Here is a 19,806-nt window from a genome sequence, read left to right on the forward strand (position 1 = left end):
AGATCAGAGGCATTCGTTGCCATCCAGGCGGCCATCCCACCCCGTCAGTCGCCAGAGGGAGGTGCGCACCTGGTCGCGCCAGAGCCGCAGCTGGGATTCGGGGCGCAGATCACCGGTTTCGGCGTCAGAGCCCTCCACCTGCCAGCCGGTGCCGGCAAAGACGATCCGGGCGATGGCCAGGGTACGGGCCATGTGGGTTTCGGCTGTGACGAAGGTGAGCTGTCCCGGTCCGGGTCTGGTCTCCAGCATTCGGGCCAGGGCGGTCACCTGACCGACGGTGTCGCAACCGGCAAGCAAGCGCAACAGTTTCGAGGTGTCCTGGGGCCAGAGCCTTCGGTTGCGGAGGTGGTTGTAGGTGATGGCCTGGTACTCGGCGTTGCCCTGCAGTACCAGCAACGCACCTGGTCGCTCCCGCCAGAGGAGAAGGGCCGACTGGCTCCGCCAGGGATCCTCAATGAAGGCGGTGATCACCTGGGTCCCTTGTCCCGTGCTCGTCTTGGGCGCCGTGACGGTGTCTCTCCCTGACGTTGGCCCCGGACCCCGGGTCCCCTGCCAGGCGGGAGAGAAAAACCAGGCGACCACGGCCACGATGCCCAACGCCATGGCCCCCAGGCGGGCTGTGCGGTTGGCCCAGAAGCGTTGCAGGGGGCTGCCCTGGATGGTCCGGGGGGTGTGTCGCCGCACCCGTTGCCGCTGCCGTTTCCGGTCTGCCCCGGCCGGCCCGCTCTGCTCTGGCAAGGGAATTGACGCGCAGGCCCAGGTGAGTTTATCTGCCCTGTCCCGTTCTCATCCGGGCCTTCCCCAACACAGGGATCCGACTCCAGAGACGCCTGACATAGCGCAGCAGGAAGGGGATCCACCAGAGCCAGCCGAACGCCCGCCCATAGGCCAGCCGGACCTCCTGAAGCCGCCGGCGGGTCTGCTGGCCGCTGACACCCGCCTCGCCCATGTGCACCAGCTCCAGATCCAGTGTCCGGCACGAAAGGTCGGCGCAGGCGCTCAGGCGGAGGAAGTAGTCGAGGTCGGCGGAGAGCCGGAAGGGTGCGGCGAACGGATCGACGCGCCGGCGGGCCCCCGGCCCGATCAGGGTGGCCTGGTGGGGTGGGGTGGAGCCCAGAAACAGGTTGAGGCGATAGGCCCCACAGCTGGAGAAGGCCGTGCTGCGTCCCAGCCGGACCGCCCCGTCCTTGCCTGGCCCTGCATAACGGCCATGGCAAACCACCAGATCGGGTGGGTCGCCCCCTGGCGTGGCCGGCCGGGTCGCCTTGAGCGCCTCCTCGAGTGCGGTGGGGCTGGCTGCCCAGTCGTCACTGCCCCAGCACAACAGCCAGTGGTCCGCGGGCGCGGCAAGGAAGCCCTGGTTCATGGCGCCAAAAATGCCAGGACACGTCGGCTCCTGGGGCTGCCAGGTGAAGCGCTTGTCCCGGTGGCAGAGGGCCTCCAGCCAGGCCCGGTGCTCCGCTCGGCTGGGCCCGTCGATGAACAGCACCCGCCAGTGGGGCCAGCTCTGACGTTGCAGGGAGGTGACCAGCCGGGGCAGCAGCCGGTAGGAATCGAGAGTGGGAACGATCAGGGTGAGCCCTGTGGCGGATCCAGGGGGCAGCGGGGCGCCTGCGGCAGCGGGGGAGCTCACCCCTGCCGGCGGATCAGCACATCTCCCAGCACCAGGAGGTCCATGCGGGTGCGCAGGAAGCAGTCGAGGGCCTGGGCGGGGGTGCAGACGATCGGCTCGTTTTCGTTGAACGAGGTGTTGAGCACCATCGGCACGCCGGTCTGGTCGGCGAAGGCGCGGATCAGGCGGTAGTAGCGGCCATTGTCCGCCGCGTTCACGGTCTGGAGACGGCCGCTGCCGTCCACATGGGTGACAGCTGGGATACGGGCCCGCTGCTCCTCACGGATCGGATACACCTGCATCATGAAGGGCACCTCCCCATCGAGGCTGAACCAGTCGCCCACCGCTTCCTCCAGCACTGAAGGGGCGAACGGACGGAACGATTCCCTCCGTTTGATCTTGAGGTTGAGGATGTCCTTCATGTCGGCGCGGCGAGGGTCGCCGAGGATCGAACGGTGCCCCAGGGCCCGCGGTCCCCACTCCATGCGGCCATCGAACCAGCCGATCACCAGCCCCTCGGCGATCGCCGCCGCCACCTGTTCACAGAGGGCACCTTCCTCCGGTCGCTCCAGGCTGCACTGGGCCTGCTCCAGGGCCATGCGGGTGTTTGGGCTGGCGAGCAGTTCCTCCACCTCTCCTGGCGCCGGCTGGCTGCCCAGGTAGGCATGGCGCATCGGCGCGCTGCGGGTCCGTCCCAGGCTGTGCCACACATCCAGGGCGGCGCCGAGGGCGCCCCCGGCGTCACCGGCGGCCGCCTGCACATAAACCCGCTGGAACGGGGTGGCCAGGGTCAACTTGCCGTTGGCGACCGAGTTGGCACCGCAGCCCCCGGCAATGCAGAGCTGGTCGCTGGGGTGGGTCCGGTGCAGGGCCCGCAACAAGTGGAAGAAGGCTTCCTCGTACATCGTCTGGGCCGAACGGGCGATGTCCATGTGGTGCTGCTGGAGTGGCTCCTCCGCCTGGCGGGCAGGACCGAGCAGGGCTTCCAGCTCCGGGCTCCAGTGGCCGCCCACCACCGGGGCCCCATGGCTCCACTGGTGGGGCAGCTTCTGGGTGGCGTGCAGGAAATAGCGCAGATCCAGCCGATAGGTGCCGTCGGACTGGAGCCTCACGATGCGGCGCATGGCCTCCATCCGGGTGGGCTGGCCATAAGGCGCCAGCCCCATCACCTTGTATTCGTCGCCGTAGTTGGGGAAGCCCAGGTACTGGGTGATGGCCGTGTAAAAAGCGCCCAGGGAATGGGGGAACCAGATCTGGCCATCGAGGCTGAGCTGGTTGCCCTGGCCATGGCCCCAGGCGCCGCTCGCGAAGTCGCCGAACCCATCCACCGAGATCACCGCCGCCTCCTGGAAGGGGGAGGCGAAGAAGGCCGAGGCGAGGTGGGCCCGATGGTGCTCCACGAAGTGCAGTCGGGCCCCGATCTCCGATCCAGGGAAGGCCAGGGCCAGTTGCTGGGCCAGGCCGGCCCGTTCCCGCTTGTTGCGCCAGCGGGCGACCAGGAAGCGGGGATCGGGGCGGTGCCCCAGGGTGTACGCCACCTTGCGCCAGCGGTGGGCCCCCGGCTGGGAGTTGATGGCGATGTGGTCGAGGTCGGCTGGCCCCACGCCGGCATCGGCCAGACACCAGGCGATGGCCTCGGAGGGAAAACCGGCCCAGTGTTTGATGCGGCGAAAGCGCTCCTCTTCTGCCGCGGCGACGATCACCCCATCCCGGACCAGGGCGGCGGCCGCATCGGCGTGGAAGGCATTGATGCCCAGGATGAGCGTCATGAAGCGGGTGAACCGGTTGGCGGGGGCGGGGTGGTGCTGGTGGCGTCGGCCAGCCTCGGAAGGGTCCGGGGATCCACGCACCGTTGCAGCGTCATGGAGCCGGGAGGCTGGCTCTCAGGATCGGATCGGCCTCGCCATCCCCGAACGGAAGGACGGAACACGGGAGCCGATGACCCGGCGGGTTGGGCATTCAGCGGCAGCCGGATCCTAGGGGACATTCCCGGGGGCAACCTGAGGGCGCAAGGCGGCGTGTCGTTCACGGGTGTGGGGCCGCGGACAGGCTGACGCCGAGGTGAACCTCCAGCCAGTGCTGCAGCACCATCAGGCTCCAGCGCCGGTACCAGGGCGCCAGGTCGATCCCACGGGGGGTCGAGGGCAGCCGCAGTGCCAGGGGTGAGGCCGGGTCGTCGAGCCAGAGCTGGAACGGAAAACGGAACCCCTGCTTGGGGCGGTTCAGAAACCAGCCGGGCAGCTCCGGCAGGCTGTCCGCCAGCAGCTGCTTGCCATGCGCCAGCCGCAGGGCGGCGGGGATCGGCGCCAGCCGGCGCTGCAGCTGGGCATCCACCAGGGGCAGGCGCAATTCCAGGCCGGCGGCCATGGCCATCACATCGCTGTCCGGCAGGAGCTGGTTGCGCAGGTAGCGGGTGCCCTCCAGCCAGGCCACCCCTTCGCGCCCGCCGGGTGCCTCTGCCCCGCCAGCTTCGCCGGTCGCAGGCGTCCCAGCTGAGGTGCTGAGCCCCCAGTGCGCCAGCAGGCGCTCGATTTCGTTGGGGGAGAACAGTCCCCGGAAACATCCGTAGGCCTGGCCGAGGGACGCGGGGGCCTCCAGCAACCCCGTGATCCGCTGCAGCCTGGCCCGGCGCCCCTGGGGCAGCCGGTGCAGAATCCAGGCCGCCGGCGGACCGGCCGGTCCGATACGGCGGCGCCAACGGCATAGCTTCGGCACCATTTGGAAGCTGGGGTAGCCCCCGAACAATTCATCGCCGCCAAGACCGGAGAGGGCCACCTTCAGCCCGTGCTCCGTGGCCAGCCGGGCCACACACCAGGTGTTGTATCCGTCGATGGAGGGCTGGTCCTGGCTGGCCAGGAAGGCGGGCAGCCACTGACGGACCTGGTCGGCCGAGAGGTTCAGAGGCGTGTGATGGGCACCGAAGTGGCTGGCGATGCGGTCCGCCGGCCCGGATTCATCGAAGCCGCCGGCCCCTGCCGCCTCGAACCCGATGGTGAAGGTGTGCAGGCCCCGGGGGGCCAGCGCCAGCAGGGAGGCGGAGTCGAGTCCGGCGCTGAGGAACAGCCCCACGGGCACATCGCTGACCATGTGGGCCGCCACGGAGTCCTCGAGCGCCGAGCGGGTGAGGGCCACGGCTTCGGCCGCCGTCATGCCGGTGTCGCGGCTGGCACCGTCGAGGCTCTCCGGCAGGGCCCCCCAGGGATACACGCTCAGCTCACCCCGGTGCCAGCTGGCGGCGTGGCCGCTGGGCAGGCGCTGAACGCCCTGCACCAGGGTGGCGGGCTCGCTCACCGATCCGGTGGCCAGGTAGCGAGCCAGGGACTGGCGATCCAGGTGGGGCCGGTTCGCCTCGGCCGCCAGCAGGGCCCGCAGTTCTGAGGCGAAGGCGAGCGATCCCTCCGGACCGCTGCGCAGGTAGAGGGGCTTGATGCCATGGGGATCACGGGCGAGCAGGGCGCTGCGCTCGCGGCTGTCGTAGAGGCAGAAGGCGAACATGCCGCGCAACGCCGCCAGCCCGTCCCGTCCCCAGCGGATCAGCCAGGCCAGCAGCACCTCGGTGTCGCCGCTGCCTCGGAAGTGCTGCCCCTCCGCTTCCAGCCGGTGGCGCAGCTCGACGTGGTTGTAGATCTCACCGTTGAAGACCAGCTGCCAGCGGCCGCAGGGGGAGGCCATCGGCTGGTGGCCCAGGGGAGAAAGATCCAGAATCGCCAGGCGCCGGTGGACCAGGCAGGTTTCGGCGTCCTGCCAGACGCCGGCGTCATCGGGTCCCCGGTGGGCGAGGCGGGGGCCGACCCTGGCGGCGAAGTCGCCCGGTTCCCGGCCCAGCTGGCCCGCGATGCCGCACATTGGCTCTAGGCCTCCAGGTGGGCCAGAAAGGTGCGGCGGGCCGCCTCCGGGCTGGCCTGCTCCCGCACCCAGGCCAGGGCCCCGGCGGAGAGGCGCTGGCGGAGGCCGCGATCGGCGCAGATCGCCGCGATCGCCGCCGCCATGGCGGTGGGTTCGCTGGCCACCAGCTGGCCCGTGCCGCCGTCAATCACATAATCCTCCGGGCCGCCACAGCGGGTGCTGACGACCGGAACCCCGCAGGCCATCGCCTCGAGGGCCGCAATGCAGAGGCCCTCCTGGTGGGAGGGGATCACAAACAGATCCAGTCCCTGCAGCACCTCCGCCAGGGCGCTGGGGCCCAGACAGGGGTGGCACTGCACCCGTCCTTCGAGACCCATCGCCGCCAGGGGGCCCTCAAGGCGATGGACGTCCTGTTCGCCCGCCAGCACGAGTTGCACCGGATGCCCCTGCGCCACGACTCGGGCGACGGCCTCCAGCAGCAGGGTGATCTGCTTGCGGGGGTCGGCGTAGCGGCCAGCGAAACCGATGCGCCAGGGCACAAGCCGCTCAGGGGCGGGATGGAAGATGGCGGGATTCACCGGCATGCGCATCACCCCGTCCATGGGGCGGTGGGCGATGGAGGCCAGGGCCTTGGCCGTGTAGCCGCTCAACGCCAGGATGCGCCCCCGGGGGGCCTGGAGCACCTGACGTTCCAGCCGGCGCAGCACCGGGGCGTTGAGGCTCCGGTCAAGCAGCCGCCTCGGCCTGGAGAAGCGTTTGACGCGGTCGACCCGGTCGTCCTGCCAGGGGGTGGCCACCCAGGCCAGAAAGGGGATCCCCAGCCTGGCGAAGGGGGTGGCGCAGAGGGGATTGCCGGTGACCGACAGATGCAGATCGCAGCTGGCGATCAGCTGGCGCCAGGCCCGCCTGGGCAGGTAATGGGTGAACTCCAGCTCCGGCAGCCAGGCCCCCAGGCCATGGCCTTCATGGTCCCCGTAGACGCGGCGTTGCATCTGGCCGGGCCGCCGGCCGCTGGGGACGGCATGGAGGGGAACCGACAGCTTTGGATGGGTGCTCCAGGGGGCATACCAGGCGAAGACGGGCTCGACGCCGAGCTCCTCCAGCATCCGGGCAACGCAGGCTGTCATGGCGGGAACCCCCCCATCCACCGGCTCGATGGTGCTGATCAGGGCCCGCCGCCGGCTCATCGCTTAAGCCAGCCGAACAGGTCCCGGTTGTCACGGACCCAGCGGATCAGGTGCCGTACGCCTGCATCGACGCTGATCTGCGGTGTCCAGCCCAGCTGCTCGGCGGCCTTGGTGACGTCACAGATGAAGACGGGTTGGTCGCCGGGCCGGGACTGGCCGCTGAGGGGGCTGAGCGTGATCGCCAGCTCTTCTTCGAGGAAGCGCAGCAAATCCCGCAAGCAGAGGGTGTTGACGGGGCCGCCGCCGATGTTGAAGGCCTGGCCGCTGATCGTGGCGCGGTGGTGCCAGGCGGCTTCATAGGCCCGGGCCAGGTCACGCACGTCGAGCACGTCCCGGGTCTGCCAGCCATCGCCGTAAAGGGTGATCGGCCGCTCCAGCAGGGCGGCGATGCTGAACCAGGCCACCCATCCCTGGTCCTCGATGCCGAATTGTCGGGTGCCGTAGATGCAGGACTGCCGGAAGGCGCAGGTGTGCAGGTCGTAGATGCGAGCGTAGTCGATCGTGTACTGATCGGCGACCCCCTTGGAGCAGCCGTAGGGCGAGTGGAAGTCGAGGGGCTGGCTCTCCGGCACGCCGGCGGGCAGATCCCGGAAGCGATAGCCATGGGCTGTCATCTCCACCGCCACGGTTTCCATACCGCCGTAGACCTTGTTGGTGGAGGCGTAGAGCACGAAGCTCTCGGGGGAATGGAGCCTGACCGCCTCCATCACGTTGAAGGTGCCGAGGGCGTTGATCTCGAAGTCTTCCCGTGGGTTGGTGTAGGAGGTGGTCACCGCCACCTGGGCCGCCAGGTGCAGCAGCATCGAGGGGCGCAGGCTGGCCACGACCTCGGCGAGGGCGTCGGCTTGACGGATGTCGACGCGATGGAAGGCGATGGCGGGATGCTGGCTGAGCAGCCAGCGGAGATTGTCCTCCGTGCCTCGACGGGACAGGTTGTCCAGGATCGTCACCTCCCACCCCAGGGAGGCGAAGTGCTGGGCGGCGTTGACACCGATGAAACCGGCGCCGCCGGTGATCAGGATCGAAGGCATCGAGATGGACGAGGCGAGGGAATCGACGGGAACAGGGCGGCGGGCGGAGAAGCCTTCCGATCGCGAAGGGTATGGAAGAGCGGCGGAGAGTGGAAGCCTCCGGCGGTCAGGGCGGACCTTAATCCAACATCCAGATCCTCAGGAATCTTGCGACCTCTCATGGTGGTGTTGAGAGCTGGGGGTGGTCCTCCAGAAGCATGAGATGCAGCAGGAGTTCGGCATACATGCGTTGCTGGGCATAGGCCCAGCCGCGCCAGCCCTCCAGCAACCCTCCTTTCCAGAGCAGACAGAACAAAAGAGCGGCGAACGGTGCCAGTGGAGTGTGCTTGCGGAGTCGATCCGCCAGCGATAGCTGGCCGGAGGGAGTGACGCGCAGTTTGGCGGCTTCGATCGCCAGGTAGGTCCCCTGGGAGGTCAACCAGCGCTGCAAGGGTTTGCGGTCGTCGTGGAAGATCGGCTGCCGCAGGGGTTTGATCGGACCCGGAAGAGCGATGCGGTGCCCATGGCCGTCGTTGTGGTAGCGCCCCAGTCCCCGGCGGTAGAGGCTGATCCTGGGCGGCAGCATGCCGCTGCGCAGGGGACGGCCGCCGATGCAGTAGCGGAACGGGATGGCGAAGCCTGACACTTCTGTGTTGTCCGGATCCCTGATCACCGTCTGGATTTCGCTCGCCAGCGACGGCGGGATCCGGTAGTCCGCATCAAGGCTAAGGACCCAGGGGGTTTCAATCTGATCCAGGCCGAAATTGCACTGGTCAGCGAAGTTGTCGAAGGATCGGTGCAGCACCCGTACGGCTGGATTCGTGGCGAGGATCGAGAGGGTGGCGTCGCTGCTGCCACTGTCAATCACCAGGATCGAGTCCAGCCAGCCCAGGTGATCGAGAGTACGGGCAATATTCGCCTCCTCGTTGTAGGTGAGAATCAGTGCACTCAGGAGATTGCCTGGGTTCTCGGACACGCTCATGCCAGGGGCTGGGAGCGTTGCTCCATAAGGATCTGCCGCCGGTGTTGTTCTTGCTGTTGCCACAGTGCCCATTGCTCTTGTTGTTGGGACGCCAGGGTGGGAATAGCCAGGAAGGAACCCAGTGAAAGACTCATCAGAATCAGAACGAAGGGGTCGCCATAGAGCTGGGCGGCAGAGAAGAACGCTGGGACATTGGCCAGAGCGAAGGACATGAGTCCCATCAACAAGGCAGAGGTGGACTGGGGCAGCAGCTTGAGGAGTCGGAAGTTGCGCAGCAGCACCAGTCCCAGCAGCACCAGGATCACCCCGAGAATCACCATGCCGGGGACGCCGAGTTCCAGGATCAGGCGCCCACCACCACCTTCGGAGACGAAGGCCACACTCTGGATCGCGTCACGGGCGGCATTTTGAACAAGACCGCCCGTGCTCGCACCTGCGCCCACCCCCATGCCGATGCCGTCGGAGATCTCGATGGCCCTCAGGGTGGCGCCAATGCCCTGGGTGTCGAAGCGCTCGACCAGATCCTGTTGGATGGTGAGGGAGCGATTGGTGTATTCACCGAAGTTTTCGCCAAGATTCTCGGAGAGAATGAAGGCATAAAGGGGATAGAAGATCCCAGCCACCCCGAGCACACTGCTGATCACCCGCTCCTTGGAGGCGGGGCTGGCCCGTCGGCTGAAGAGCAGCAGATAGATGGCCACGAAGGCCAGGATCAGCACCTGGGCTTTGCGACGGCCGGTCAGGAGGGTGAGGAAGGCAAACCCTGCCGCCATCAGCAACAGCCCGAACTGGTTGGTCGGCTTCTGGCTGGCAATGCCCATCGAGGCCGCAATGCAGGCCGCGGCCGACAGCTGCCAGGAGGCGATTTCACTGGTGCGCCAGAACCCCGAGGCCCCCTGGGCCGAGAATCCAAAGCGGAAGGTGATCACCAGCCCCTCGCCCACTTCCTTGAGGGTGGGATGGTCGACACCCTGAAAACTGAGATAGACCGTGACCGCCATCGCTGCCGAGCCGACCAGATACACGGTCAGCAAACGTTTCAGCAAAGGCAGGTTGCATCCCACCTGGAAACCCACCCACAGGCCGAAGGCCGGCGCCAGATAGAAGGCGGCGCCGATGGCGGTGAGGCGAATATCGGAAAAGCGGGCGAAACTGTTGAGGCTTTGCAGCGCGATCAGGCTGAAGTAGATCGTTACCCAGCCATCGAATTGCGGCACGGTCCAGAACATCGCCCGCAGATTGAAGCGTCCCGCCCGTTCCAGGAGCACCACGCCACACAGAGCGAAGCCGATCAGCACCAGGCCGACCATGTAGGCGGGTTGGTCGGGCGTGATCTTGCGCAGGGGGTCCTGGACGAAGCCGATGATCAGCGTGACCACCAGACCGGCGCGCCAGTCACCGTCGAGGAGCACGGCGGCGAGAGCTCCGAAGAGCACGATCAGCAGCAGGATGGTCATCGACCGGCGGAGGGGGGCAGCACCTGGCGGTAGGCGTCACGCAGCTGAAGGGCGATCGTGCTCCAGGAAAAATCCGATTCCGCCAGGTTAAAGGCGGACGTCCGCATTGACAGCGAAGGCCGTACCAACGCGGTGGCCAGGGTCATGGCCAGCGCTTCCGGGTCGCTGGCACAGACGAGGCCGGCACCGGCACGGTCCACGTCGGCAGCCACGGCCACCTCAGGAGAAAGGATGACGGGGGTTCCCGAGGCAAGGGCCTCAACGGCGGCAATGCCGAAGTTCTCCGCCGCCGATGGCAGGACGTACCAGTCGGCGGCGTCCAGAGCCTGCCATTTCGCTTCCCCCTCCACGAAACCCAGCCAGTGGCAGCGGGTGTCGATGCCCAGTTCCCTGGTCTGCTCCTGCAAGGCGGCGACATAACGGGGCTCCCCATCGCCGGCGATGGCCAGTTCCCAGCTGGCTGCGGGCCGCTGCCGCTGCAGCAGGGCCAGGGCCTCCAGCAGCTTCTCCAGCTGCTTCTTCGGGTGCAACCGCGACAGGAAGAGGAAGCGGACGGGCGTCGAAGGCTTCGGAACAGCCACTGGCGCTGCCAGCAGGTCTGGGCCGCGCACCCCCAGGGGCAGCACCAGGCTCGGCGGGGCCAGGCCGAGGGCGGCGGCTTCGTCCCGTTCGGCGGTGGTGGTGAAGTGCAGGGCAGCCGCCTGATCGAGATTGCGCCGTTCGATCAGGCGCAACAACAGGCGTTTGCGGCCGCGGCTCTGGGCCAGGCTCCACGGGCTCAGCTGGCCGATGCTGCGCAGGATGTAGGGAACGCCGGCCCAGCGGGCCTGCACCATGGCGCTGGTGGAGGGATAGGAGAAAAGGGCATGGATGTGGAGCAGGTCGTACTGCTTCAGATGCCGGGCCAGCCAGAGGCTGAGTGCAGGGCTGAAGGCGAACTCCCGCAGGGCCGCCACCGGCGGACTCCAGCGGGGGAACGCGAGCACCGGCACCCCCTGGTGCCACTGCCAGCGTCCGGTGACCAGCTCCGGGTGCAGGCCCGGACCATGGTCGTTGGTGGTGAGGATGGCGGCGTCCACGTCCTGGCGGCGCAGGGCCGCCACCATGTCGATCACGGCCCGGCTGGGGCCGCCCCGCAGCGGGCTGATCGAGGGGATGACATGCAGAACCCTCATGGCAAAGGGCGGGCTGCCAGGAAGCCATCGAACGCCGCTCCCCAGTTCCTGGCCACCCGGTTGGCGGCATAGGCGCCGATGGCGTCAGGGTTGTGGCGCTGGTGGTCCCGGTAGGAGCCGCCATGGCGTTGCAACGCCACCAGGGCGTCGAAGATGGCCCCGCTGCTCTCGATGTCGCAGTAGACGCCCTTGTGAAGGGCGTCGAGGATGGCCTCGAGCGGGTTGCCCGCCGGTCCCGCCACCAGCACCGGTGTGGCGTGGGGGAGGTATTCGAAGAACTTCGAGGGCAGGTTGTCCGTGTGGCGAGGCCCGATCAGCACGAGCACAGCATCGGCCGCCTCGGCCAGCTGGTGCGAGTGACTGTTGCTCACGGCGGCGTGGACCCGAATGCTGGTGCGCAGGGTGGGGTCGCAGCGGATGGCCGTTTTGGCCGCTTCGTAGAGATAGCCGTAGAGAAAGATTCGCAGGTCCCCGCGCCCCTCACCGTGCCATCGCCGCACCGCCTCCAGCAGCGGCTCGATCGGCCGCCAGGGGCCCAGGTTGCCGGGGTGAAACAGGGTCAGTGGGGCGCCGGCCGCCCCAATGGGCACCCCGGGTGCCGGCGGGCCTGTCCGGGCAGCTGATGGTGGGGTCTCGCCGACCTCGAAGCAGTCCGGCAGGAAGCGGGCGGGGGTGGATCCCAGGAGTCCCTGCTCCCGGTAACGCGTGAGGGTGAGCGGCGAGGCGAACACGGCCCCCGCCGCCGCGGCCAGCACGGCCCGCTGGCGCTCGGGTTGGGCCGGGTGAAAGAGGTCCTTCTCCCGATGGCCGTAGGGGTCGTCATAGATCGCGACGAAGGGTTTGCCGAGTTCGTCGGCCACAGCCCGCGCCACCTCGAGCACCCGGAAATCCGGGCAGATCCCGGCCACCAGATCGAACCGGATCGCCGACGCCGTCTCGAGGGCCGTGGTCCTCAGGCCCTCGAGGGCGTGGGTCTGGGGGTCGTGGCCACCCAGCCGCTCCAGCCGCTGGTGGATCAGTTGGCGCAGGCCGAACCACAGGTGCAGTGGGGTGCCGGCCCTGCGCCGGTTCTTGCGGATGGCGCAACGATGGGAGCGGGAAACCTGGCGGCTGTAGTGGCAGAAGCGGTCCTGGCCGTCGATGGGCTCCGGTGTGACGGCGTCCAGCCGGGGGTCGGGACCGACGACATGGAATTCCCAGCCCGCCCCCGGCAGATGGGGCAGCAACTTGGCGTAGCGGCGGGCCTGGACGCCGCCACCGCCTGGGGGTTGCAGCGAGAGAATCAGGGCCCTGGCCATCTCAGCCCTGCTCCAGCAGGGCCAGCCCAGCCAGGATGCCCTCAGCCGCGTTGTGGACGCTGAAATGGGCCTGGACGAGCTCTTTGGCCGTTGCCCCCATGTGGGCGGCGGCGGCCGGATCGGCAGCCATTCTCCCCATGGCGGCGGCCAGGGCCGCTGGCTGGCCGAAGGGACTCACCAGGCCCGTGCGGCCCTCGAGCACCAGGTCTTCGGCACATCCCACCTGGTCGCTGACGATCGCCGGCAGGCCGCAGGCCATGGCCTCATTCACCACCAGGCCCCAGGTTTCGCCGTGGTCGGAAGGCAGCACGAGGCTGTCGGCCACCGCGTAGGCCGACGGCATTTCGGATTGATTCAGGAAGCCGGCGAAGCTCACCGGCAGGCGGTGCTGGGCGGCCAGTGCTCGGCAGGTCTCCTCCAGGGGACCGGTGCCCACCAGCAGCAGATGCACCGGCGGGGCCAGGGGGTCGACCTGGAGCAACCGCAACGCTTCGAGCAGGTCGAACGGACGCTTCTTGGGCTGGAGTTTGCCGGCGAACAGGAAGCAGAAGCTTCGCGGCGGGATGGCCCAGCGCTGGCGCAGCTCATCCCGGCGTGGGCGCAGGGCGCCGGCCCGCTCGCTGAAGTAAGCGTTGTCCACGAAGTGGGGGGAGGGCACCAGCCGCTTCTGGGGGACGCCGAACTGGCGGTACCAGCGGGCATTGGCCGTGCCGACGGGAAGCCCGACCGAGACCCCTCGGAACAGGAACCAGTAGGCGAGCGTCAGGGGCCAGGGCCTGGGGCGGAAGGCATTGGAATCCATCCGCAGCAACACAGGCAGGCCCTGCAGGCGGGCGGCGATGAACAGCTGCACCATCCCCAGGAAATGCCAGCCGGTCAGCAGCAGGGCATCGGGCCGCTCCCGGCCGGGACCGAACCCCAGTTCCGCCAGCGGGTTCGCCAGCCAGACGCCCCGGTAGCCGGAGGTGATGCCGCGGCCGCGGCCGCTGCTGGCTTCGTGCCAGGCGTAGCCCTCCAGGAGGGGCACGTCCCACTCGAAGCAGACCCCGAACCCCAGCCCCTGGGTGCGGGCGTCCGGAAGGGTGAGGTACAGCACGTCGCTGCGCACACCGGGGGAGGTGGCGAGGGTCTGGAACAGCGGGGTCTGGTACTGCACCGGATGGCTGCCGGCGATCAGCAACCGGCGCCGGCGCGTCGGCAGCAGGGCCGGACCCCGCTTCTGCAGCCGCAGGGCCCAGACCAGGCCACGGCCCTCGGCCAGCAGGGTGGGGGGGATCCACCAGGGATGGCGCAGGTGGTGACGGCTGCGCACCGACCCCAGCCAGCCGCGCAGGCACCCCGCCAGGGCCAGCGGCAGGGGCTGGGTGCGCAGCTGGAAGTAGTACCGCCCCACGGCGTGGTCGGGCTTGACGGTGGTGAGGTGTTTGCCGTAACTGCGGGTGCCGCCTCGCTCAGCCCTGAGGTGGTGGATCAGGGCGCCAGGCACGTACTGGATCGGATGGCCGGCCTGGCGCCAGCGGTGGGCGAACTCGGCCTCAAAGCGGTAGGCCACCCGCACGAAGTTCTGGTCGAACCCACCCAGGTCCAGGGCCAGTCGGCGGGGGATGGCCACATTGCCCCCCATGAACTCCTCCACGGAGCGGGGCTGCAGGCTGTTGAACAGGAAGGGCCCGTCGTCCGGATCGCTCTGGCCCTGGTGCCAGGGCTGCAGCACCCGGCCGGCGAGCATGGCGTCGGGGTCAGCGGCACCCGCCTGTTCGTGGGCGTTGAGCAGCTCCGGGTCCGGCAGGATGTCGTCGTCGAGGAACAGCACCCTCTCGCCGCTGGCCTCCTGCAGGGCCACGTTCATGGCCGCGGTGATCGAGGGGGTCGGCAGCCGCAGCCATTGGATCCGTCCCTCCGCCTGCCAGGCGCTCAGCCGCGCTTCGCAGTCGGGATCGTGGCGGGGTGTCTGGTCGACCACCAGCAGCTCGAACGGGGGCGGATCGAGGGCCAGCAAGGCGGCGACGCTGTCGATCAGCACCTGATCGCGGCCGAAGGTGGGAATCGCGACGCTGAGGGTCATGGCAGGGTGGCCAGTTTGAGCCGGGCCTTGAGGTGCCAGGGGTTGAGGGCGAGGGCCTGGCGCAGGTACTGGCGGGCCAGGTCCGGACGCTCGTGGCTGAGGCAGGCGCCGATGAAATAGGCCCCATCGGCCTGCCGGCGCGGTTGGGCCCGCAGGCCGCGGCAGCGCTCGCTCAGGGCCTCGGCCTCGGCCAGGACAGGTGTCTCCGGCTGGCCGCCGCGGCGGGCCTGGGTGGCCGCCACGATCAGGGCGTGGAAGGCCTCCTGTTCCTGGCGCCGAGAACCGCTGATCGATCCAGGGGAGAGGGTGGCCTCGTAGAGCACCTCCGGCACCACCAGGTGGCTGCCGATCTCCACCATGCGGCTCCACAGATCGATGTCCTGGGCGAAATAAAACATCGGCCGATAGCCTCCGGCCCGTTCGTAGGCGCTGCGGCGCAGCATCACGGAGCCGTGGATGGCCGGCCCGGTGAGGCCATCGGCGAGCTCCTCCGGCTTCGGTGCGTTCACCCGCACGGTGGCCCCCTCGGGCACCACCAGGCGCACGTGGGTGGAGCAGAGGCTGGCCTCCGGGTTCGCCTCCAGGCAGCGCAGTTGGCGCTGCAGCCGCCCCGGCAGGGAGATATCGCCGGCATCCTGCCGGGCAATGAAGCGGCCGCGGGCCACCTGGCAGCCTTCGATCAGAGAGCGGGTGAGGCCCCGCCCCTGCCGCTCCAGCACCCGCAGCCGCGGGTCGGCGGCGGCCCGCGCCGCCAGCAACGCTCCGGTGTCGTCAGTGGATCCGTCGTTGATCACAACGATCTCAAGAGTCACCCCCTCCTGGCTGGTGAGGGAATCGAGGGTGGCGGTGAGCCCGGCACCGCCATTGCGAACGCCCATCACAACGGACACCTGCGGCGCCGTGCCGGATTCGTGCTCCACAGGCTCGTGCATCACCTCAGGCCATGTTCCCCCCTGGGCGGGGTCCTGTCGGCAGCCGTGTCCGGACCCCCATGCTCAACCGGGCCGCCCGGCCCCAGCCCAGGACGGCGGCCAGCAGCCCGTACAGGGCGAACTCCAGCCGCCGGCGCCCCTGCCAGGCCCCGGTGCGGCGGGCCAGCTGGAACAGCCGCTCTGAGGCCTGCTCCGCTCCGGCGGCGCCGCACTGGCGGCTGAGCAGGAAGGCGGAGCGCGAGAAACGCGCCATCTCGGGACTGTGGCGGTCGACGCCGGCGGCCAGGGCACTGCGCAGCAGGGAGTCCTGCGCCCGGGCCCGGTCCGCCAGCTTGCGGGGGTCGAGGTGTCCCCGGTCGCTGAGGTGATCGTCACCCATGTGAATCCGCCGCACCGACACCTCGCTTGGCACCCACACCAGTGGGGCCCCGGCGGCGCCGGCCCTGCCGTCGTACTCCCAGTCCTCCTCGTTGATCCAGGGCTGCCAGGGGCCGATGCGATCGAGCAGCTCGCGCCGATACAGCGGACAGCTGGTGGTCCACCAGCGCTCCAGCAGCAGCAGCGGGAACAGGCGTTCCAGGGGTGTACCGGTGGCCCGCATCGGACCGCGGCGCCGGATCGGGCGCTGGGAATGGTCCTCCTCCAGGCTGGGGCCATAGGCGATCTGGGCCTCTTCAGACCGCTCCAGGGCCGCCACCTGGGCGCTGAACTTGCCGGGCAGCAGCAAATCGTCGCTGTCGAGGTATTGCACGAATTGCCCGTGGCTGTGGTCGAGGCCCCGCTGGCGGGCGGCGCCGGGCCCGCCGTTGGGCTGGTGGATCACCCGGATGATCGCCGGATGGGCGGCGGCCAGGCCATCGGCCACCGCGCCGGTGTCGTCGCTGGAGCCGTCGTCGACGATGACGATCTCGATCGGCCGGTGGTCCTGCGCGAGCACGCTCGCCACCGCTTCGCGCAGCAGGGTGGAGCGGTTGTGCACCGGGATGATCGTGCTGACCAGGCCGGGCACCGGCGCGGGTCGCAGGGCGGCGATCCGCTCGAGCGCGGGGCGCCGCATCACGGCACGGGCCCGCTCCAGGTTGGGGTTGTCACGCTGGTGCTTGAGGGGCTGGCCGCGGTGCCAGAGGTGCACGATCGGCTCATAGCCCCAGATCCAGGTGGGACGGGTGAGGCAGCGGTCCCAGAACTCGTTGTCTTCACCGCCCCAGCCGACGAAGCCCTCGTCCATGCCGCCGATGGCGGCATAGGCCTCGGCGGTGATCGCCATCGAGCCCCCCGCCTCCAGGTTCTGCACGATCGCTTCGGCGGGCCGCGCCCCGTACGCCTCTGAGCCGGCGAGCACCGAGGCGCTGTGGACCGCATCGAGGTAGAAGACGAACCGCTTCGGGTTCACCACCGCGTAGCCGCGGGCGACCCTCTCCAGCAGGCGGCGGGCGTAGCCGGACGGCACGAGCATGTCGTTGTCGTGCAGCAGCAGCACCGGAGCGCGGGCCTCGCGGGCGCCCAGATTGAAGGTGTGGGAGCGGTTGTAGGGGGCGGTGGGGTCGGGCAGGGGCCCATGGACGTGGCGCACCCAGGGCGGCAGGCGGTCGGCGATGCGGGGTTCGCTGTCCTGCTCGATCACCAGGCATTCCAGGCGCACGTTCTCCTGGGCGGCCAGGGACTCCAGGGTGGCCAGCAGCAGGGGCAGCCGCTCAAGACCCCGGTGGCCGATCAGCACGCTCAGCTCCGGCGGCCCCTCACTCCAGAGGGGGGCGGCGCGGCGGCGGATCGGCGCGGCCGCCAGGCAGCGCTCCAGCAGGCGCCTGCCCAGTTCCGGCTGCAGCCGGGGCGCATGCAGGCGGGAGGTGAAGCGCCAGAGACAGGCCTGGCCACCGCCATCGGGGGCCGCTTCCAGCCGCTCGTCGCGGTTGGCGATCGCCAGGTGGGCTGGCACGGGCTGGCGCAGCAACCACTCGTAGCGCAGCCGCTCCTTCAGCCAGACGCCCAGCCATTCCTTCCGGGAGGGTCCAGTCGCTTCAGCCATGGGGAGCACCGGGATGGTCGACCCGCCCCGCCGTCGCCAGCAGGGCCTCTTCTGCAGCCCCATCGGCCTCGCCACCGGAATGGGGCCACTCGCTGCCAGCGCTGCCGTGGCGGAAGCGCTGCCCCAGCAGCTGGCGCAGATCTTCACCGCGCCGGCGGCCCAACCAGCGATCCAGCCGCCCGGCGGGGGCCGGATCCGGTTCAGGGGGGATCTCTGGGAGCCTGGGAAGCTCCAGCACCTGTGTGAGGGCCCGTTGCCAGGCCGCCAGGGAAGCACTCCCGCTGTAGCGCCCGGCCACCAGGGCGTGGCCGGCCCGGGACAGCCGCTGCAGCAGGGCGCCCTGCCGCAGCCGTGCCAGTTGGGCGGCGGCGGCGGCGACATCGCCGCAGGGGAAGAGCAGGGCCGTGGCGTCGTGCTCCAGGGCTCCCTCCAGGCCAGACCCCACATAGCGGCTGCTGACCACCGCCATGCCACTGGCCATGGCCTGCCAGGCCACGATCGGGCCCGTTTCCCAGGCGGAGGTGATCACCAGGGCATGGTGATGGCCGTAGATCTCCGCCGCCAGCCGTTGCTGGTCGACGTGGCCCAGCAGTCGCACCGTGCCAGCGGCGATCCTGGGCGCCAGGGAGCGCTCCAGGGCCGGGCGCTCCTCGCCATCGCCGGCAATGCTGAGCTGGATGGCGATGCCCAGGGCCTCGAGCTCCGCCAGCAGCGGAGGCAGGTCGTGCACCCGTTTCTGGGCCTGCTCCAGCCGGCCCACCCAGGCCAGCTTCAAGGTGGCGGCGGGATCGCCGCCGGGGCCCTGCCAGGGCGGCACCGGTACGCCGTAGGGGGCGTAGAACACCCGGGTTGGTTCCATCCCGCCCCGATCGCTCGCCAGCCGGCAGGCCAGCCGATTGGTGGCGATCACCGCATCGATGCCGGCGCCGTGGCGCTGCAGGTCGTCGAAGTACTCCGCCTGCAGCGCATGCAGGGTCATCACCACCTGTCCGTGAAAGCCCCCCCGGCGGCGGGCCCGCTGGGCCGCGGGGTAGAGGTCGACCAGATTGACCCCGAGCACGAGCTGGGGATCGAGCCTTCCCAGCAGGGCGGCAATGGCGCGGATCCTGCCCTCGACGCTGCCGCTGGGGTTGGCGAGCGGTTGGGCCGCCAGCGCCGGATAGGCCCGGGCATAGGGGCCATGGCGGTGATGGTCGCCGTCGGGTACCGCCACCGTGACTTCCAGCCCGCTGGCCCGCAGCCCCGGTACCAGATTCGCCAGCCAATCCTGAACCCCGCCGAGCAGGTAGGCGGAGGGGGCGAGCACCAGCACCTTCATGGCGTTCGATCCAGGAACACGACCCCCGCCCCGGAGGGGATCAGCGGTGGCGTGGTCAGGAACGGCAGGGGGGCGATGGGGCGTACGTGTTGGCCCAGCTGGCGGATGTAGATCCCCTCCGTCGCCGGGCAGCGTTGCCACTTGCGGAAGAAACTCTCCTGGTTGGCGGAGGTGTATTTACCCCAGACCCGCGCCGATTGATCATCGAAGGAGGTGGTGTCCGGCTGGTCGTTCGCATGGTGCAGATAGGGGCAGTCCACTCCTGCGATCTCCACGCCTGCCAGCGCTGCCCGGGCGGTGTAGTCCATGTCCTCAAAGCCGATGCCGCTGAAGCTCTGGTCGAAGGCGCCGATCCGCTGCCAGCAGTGGCGACCGATGGCGAAGTGGGACCAGGTGTTGTTGAGCAGGGTGAGATCCACCGTGTCCCACGCCATGATCTCCGCCCAGCGCCGCAGCCAGGGGTCGATGCGCAGATCGTCGTTAAGGACCAGGGTGGTGGCCGTCGGGCTGGCCTGGAGCAGCTCGTTCCAGAGCTGGCAGAGCCCTACCACGCGATTGTGCAGCAGGAAGCGGCGATGGGATGGCTCGCCGCTGGCCAGTTCGCGGCAGATCCGCTCCAGATAACGGCCCTGGCTGGCCTGATCACCGTGGCCGTTGACGGCCACCAGGATCGGTACCTCCGGGAAGTTGCGGCGCAGCGAGAGATAGAGCGGGCGGAAGTAGCTCTCGTAACGGGCTTCGAAGGTGGTGATCGCGATCGTGAAGCGATCTCCCAGGGGCTGCCGAGGCGGCAGCAGGGCCCTCGGAATGCGGCGCCGGCCTCCATGCAGAACGGCCCGGGCGGCGAGGTAGAGGCGCAGTTTTAGGCTGGAGCGATTCATGGCGTCGATGGTGACTC

At 69.3% G+C, this 19,806-nt stretch carries 15 protein-coding genes; all 15 read right to left on the bottom strand.

What is annotated here, in order from left to right:
- Nucleotides 1–3: 3 nt before the first annotated feature.
- The 15 genes from KUG43_RS02855 to KUG43_RS02925 all read right to left on the bottom strand — a co-directional run bounded on the left by KUG43_RS02855 (nt 4) and on the right by KUG43_RS02925 (nt 19,789).
- Nucleotides 4–738 (bottom strand): YdcF family protein, encoded by a 735-nt coding sequence (locus KUG43_RS02855; RefSeq protein ID WP_216905818.1) that lies wholly within the window; start codon nt 736–738, stop codon nt 4–6.
- 28 nt (nt 739–766) lie between these two features.
- Nucleotides 767–1,633, bottom strand: coding sequence for a glycosyltransferase family 2 protein (locus KUG43_RS02860; RefSeq protein WP_353617911.1), 867 nt, complete (start codon nt 1,631–1,633; stop codon nt 767–769).
- A complete protein-coding gene (locus KUG43_RS02865) occupies nt 1,630–3,381 on the bottom strand; it encodes a carbamoyltransferase family protein (protein WP_216905820.1) in 1,752 nt (583 codons plus the stop codon). The genes KUG43_RS02860 and KUG43_RS02865 overlap by 4 nt, the downstream gene beginning before the upstream one ends.
- A 256-nt stretch (nt 3,382–3,637) precedes the next feature.
- Nucleotides 3,638–5,458 carry an asparagine synthase (glutamine-hydrolyzing) gene (gene asnB, locus KUG43_RS02870; RefSeq protein ID WP_216905822.1) on the bottom strand — a complete coding sequence of 607 codons (1,821 nt, stop codon included), beginning with the start codon at nt 5,456–5,458 and terminating at the stop codon, nt 3,638–3,640.
- 5 nt (nt 5,459–5,463) lie between these two features.
- On the bottom strand, nt 5,464–6,645 hold the full coding sequence (locus tag KUG43_RS02875) for a glycosyltransferase family 4 protein (protein WP_216905824.1): 1,182 nt from the start codon (nt 6,643–6,645) through the stop codon (nt 5,464–5,466).
- The gene (locus KUG43_RS02880; protein ID WP_216905826.1) at nt 6,642–7,676 is read right to left on the bottom strand and encodes a GDP-mannose 4,6-dehydratase; all 1,035 of its coding nucleotides are present in this window, start codon (nt 7,674–7,676) and stop codon (nt 6,642–6,644) included. The genes KUG43_RS02875 and KUG43_RS02880 overlap by 4 nt, the downstream gene beginning before the upstream one ends.
- A 157-nt stretch (nt 7,677–7,833) precedes the next feature.
- A complete protein-coding gene (locus KUG43_RS02885) occupies nt 7,834–8,637 on the bottom strand; it encodes a glycosyltransferase family 2 protein (protein WP_216905828.1) in 804 nt (267 codons plus the stop codon).
- Nucleotides 8,634–10,094 carry a hypothetical protein gene (locus tag KUG43_RS02890; protein ID WP_216905830.1) on the bottom strand — a complete coding sequence of 487 codons (1,461 nt, stop codon included), beginning with the start codon at nt 10,092–10,094 and terminating at the stop codon, nt 8,634–8,636. The genes KUG43_RS02885 and KUG43_RS02890 overlap by 4 nt, the downstream gene beginning before the upstream one ends.
- Nucleotides 10,091–11,269, bottom strand: coding sequence for a glycosyltransferase (locus tag KUG43_RS02895; RefSeq protein ID WP_216905832.1), 1,179 nt, complete (start codon nt 11,267–11,269; stop codon nt 10,091–10,093). Before KUG43_RS02895 ends, KUG43_RS02890 begins: the two co-directional genes overlap by 4 nt.
- Nucleotides 11,266–12,567, bottom strand: coding sequence for a glycosyltransferase family protein (locus tag KUG43_RS02900; protein ID WP_216905834.1), 1,302 nt, complete (start codon nt 12,565–12,567; stop codon nt 11,266–11,268). The genes KUG43_RS02895 and KUG43_RS02900 overlap by 4 nt, the downstream gene beginning before the upstream one ends.
- A 1-nt stretch (nt 12,568) precedes the next feature.
- Nucleotides 12,569–14,632: a glycosyltransferase gene (locus KUG43_RS02905; RefSeq protein WP_216905836.1), complete on the bottom strand. Its 2,064-nt coding sequence runs from the start codon at nt 14,630–14,632 to the stop codon at nt 12,569–12,571.
- Nucleotides 14,629–15,564: a glycosyltransferase family 2 protein gene (locus tag KUG43_RS02910; RefSeq protein ID WP_216905838.1), complete on the bottom strand. Its 936-nt coding sequence runs from the start codon at nt 15,562–15,564 to the stop codon at nt 14,629–14,631. Before KUG43_RS02910 ends, KUG43_RS02905 begins: the two co-directional genes overlap by 4 nt.
- Before the next feature lie 4 nt (nt 15,565–15,568).
- Nucleotides 15,569–17,590, bottom strand: coding sequence for a glycosyltransferase family 2 protein (locus tag KUG43_RS02915; protein ID WP_216905840.1), 2,022 nt, complete (start codon nt 17,588–17,590; stop codon nt 15,569–15,571).
- Nucleotides 17,583–18,908, bottom strand: coding sequence for a glycosyltransferase family 4 protein (locus KUG43_RS02920; RefSeq protein ID WP_216905842.1), 1,326 nt, complete (start codon nt 18,906–18,908; stop codon nt 17,583–17,585). Before KUG43_RS02920 ends, KUG43_RS02915 begins: the two co-directional genes overlap by 8 nt.
- A complete protein-coding gene (locus tag KUG43_RS02925) occupies nt 18,905–19,789 on the bottom strand; it encodes a glycosyltransferase family 2 protein (RefSeq protein ID WP_216905843.1) in 885 nt (294 codons plus the stop codon). Before KUG43_RS02925 ends, KUG43_RS02920 begins: the two co-directional genes overlap by 4 nt.
- Nucleotides 19,790–19,806: the final 17 nt, after the last annotated feature.

Origin of the sequence: Synechococcus sp. CCY 0621 (genome assembly GCF_019038465.1) — a bacterium.
Classification (GTDB): domain Bacteria; phylum Cyanobacteriota; class Cyanobacteriia; order PCC-6307; family Cyanobiaceae; genus Cyanobium.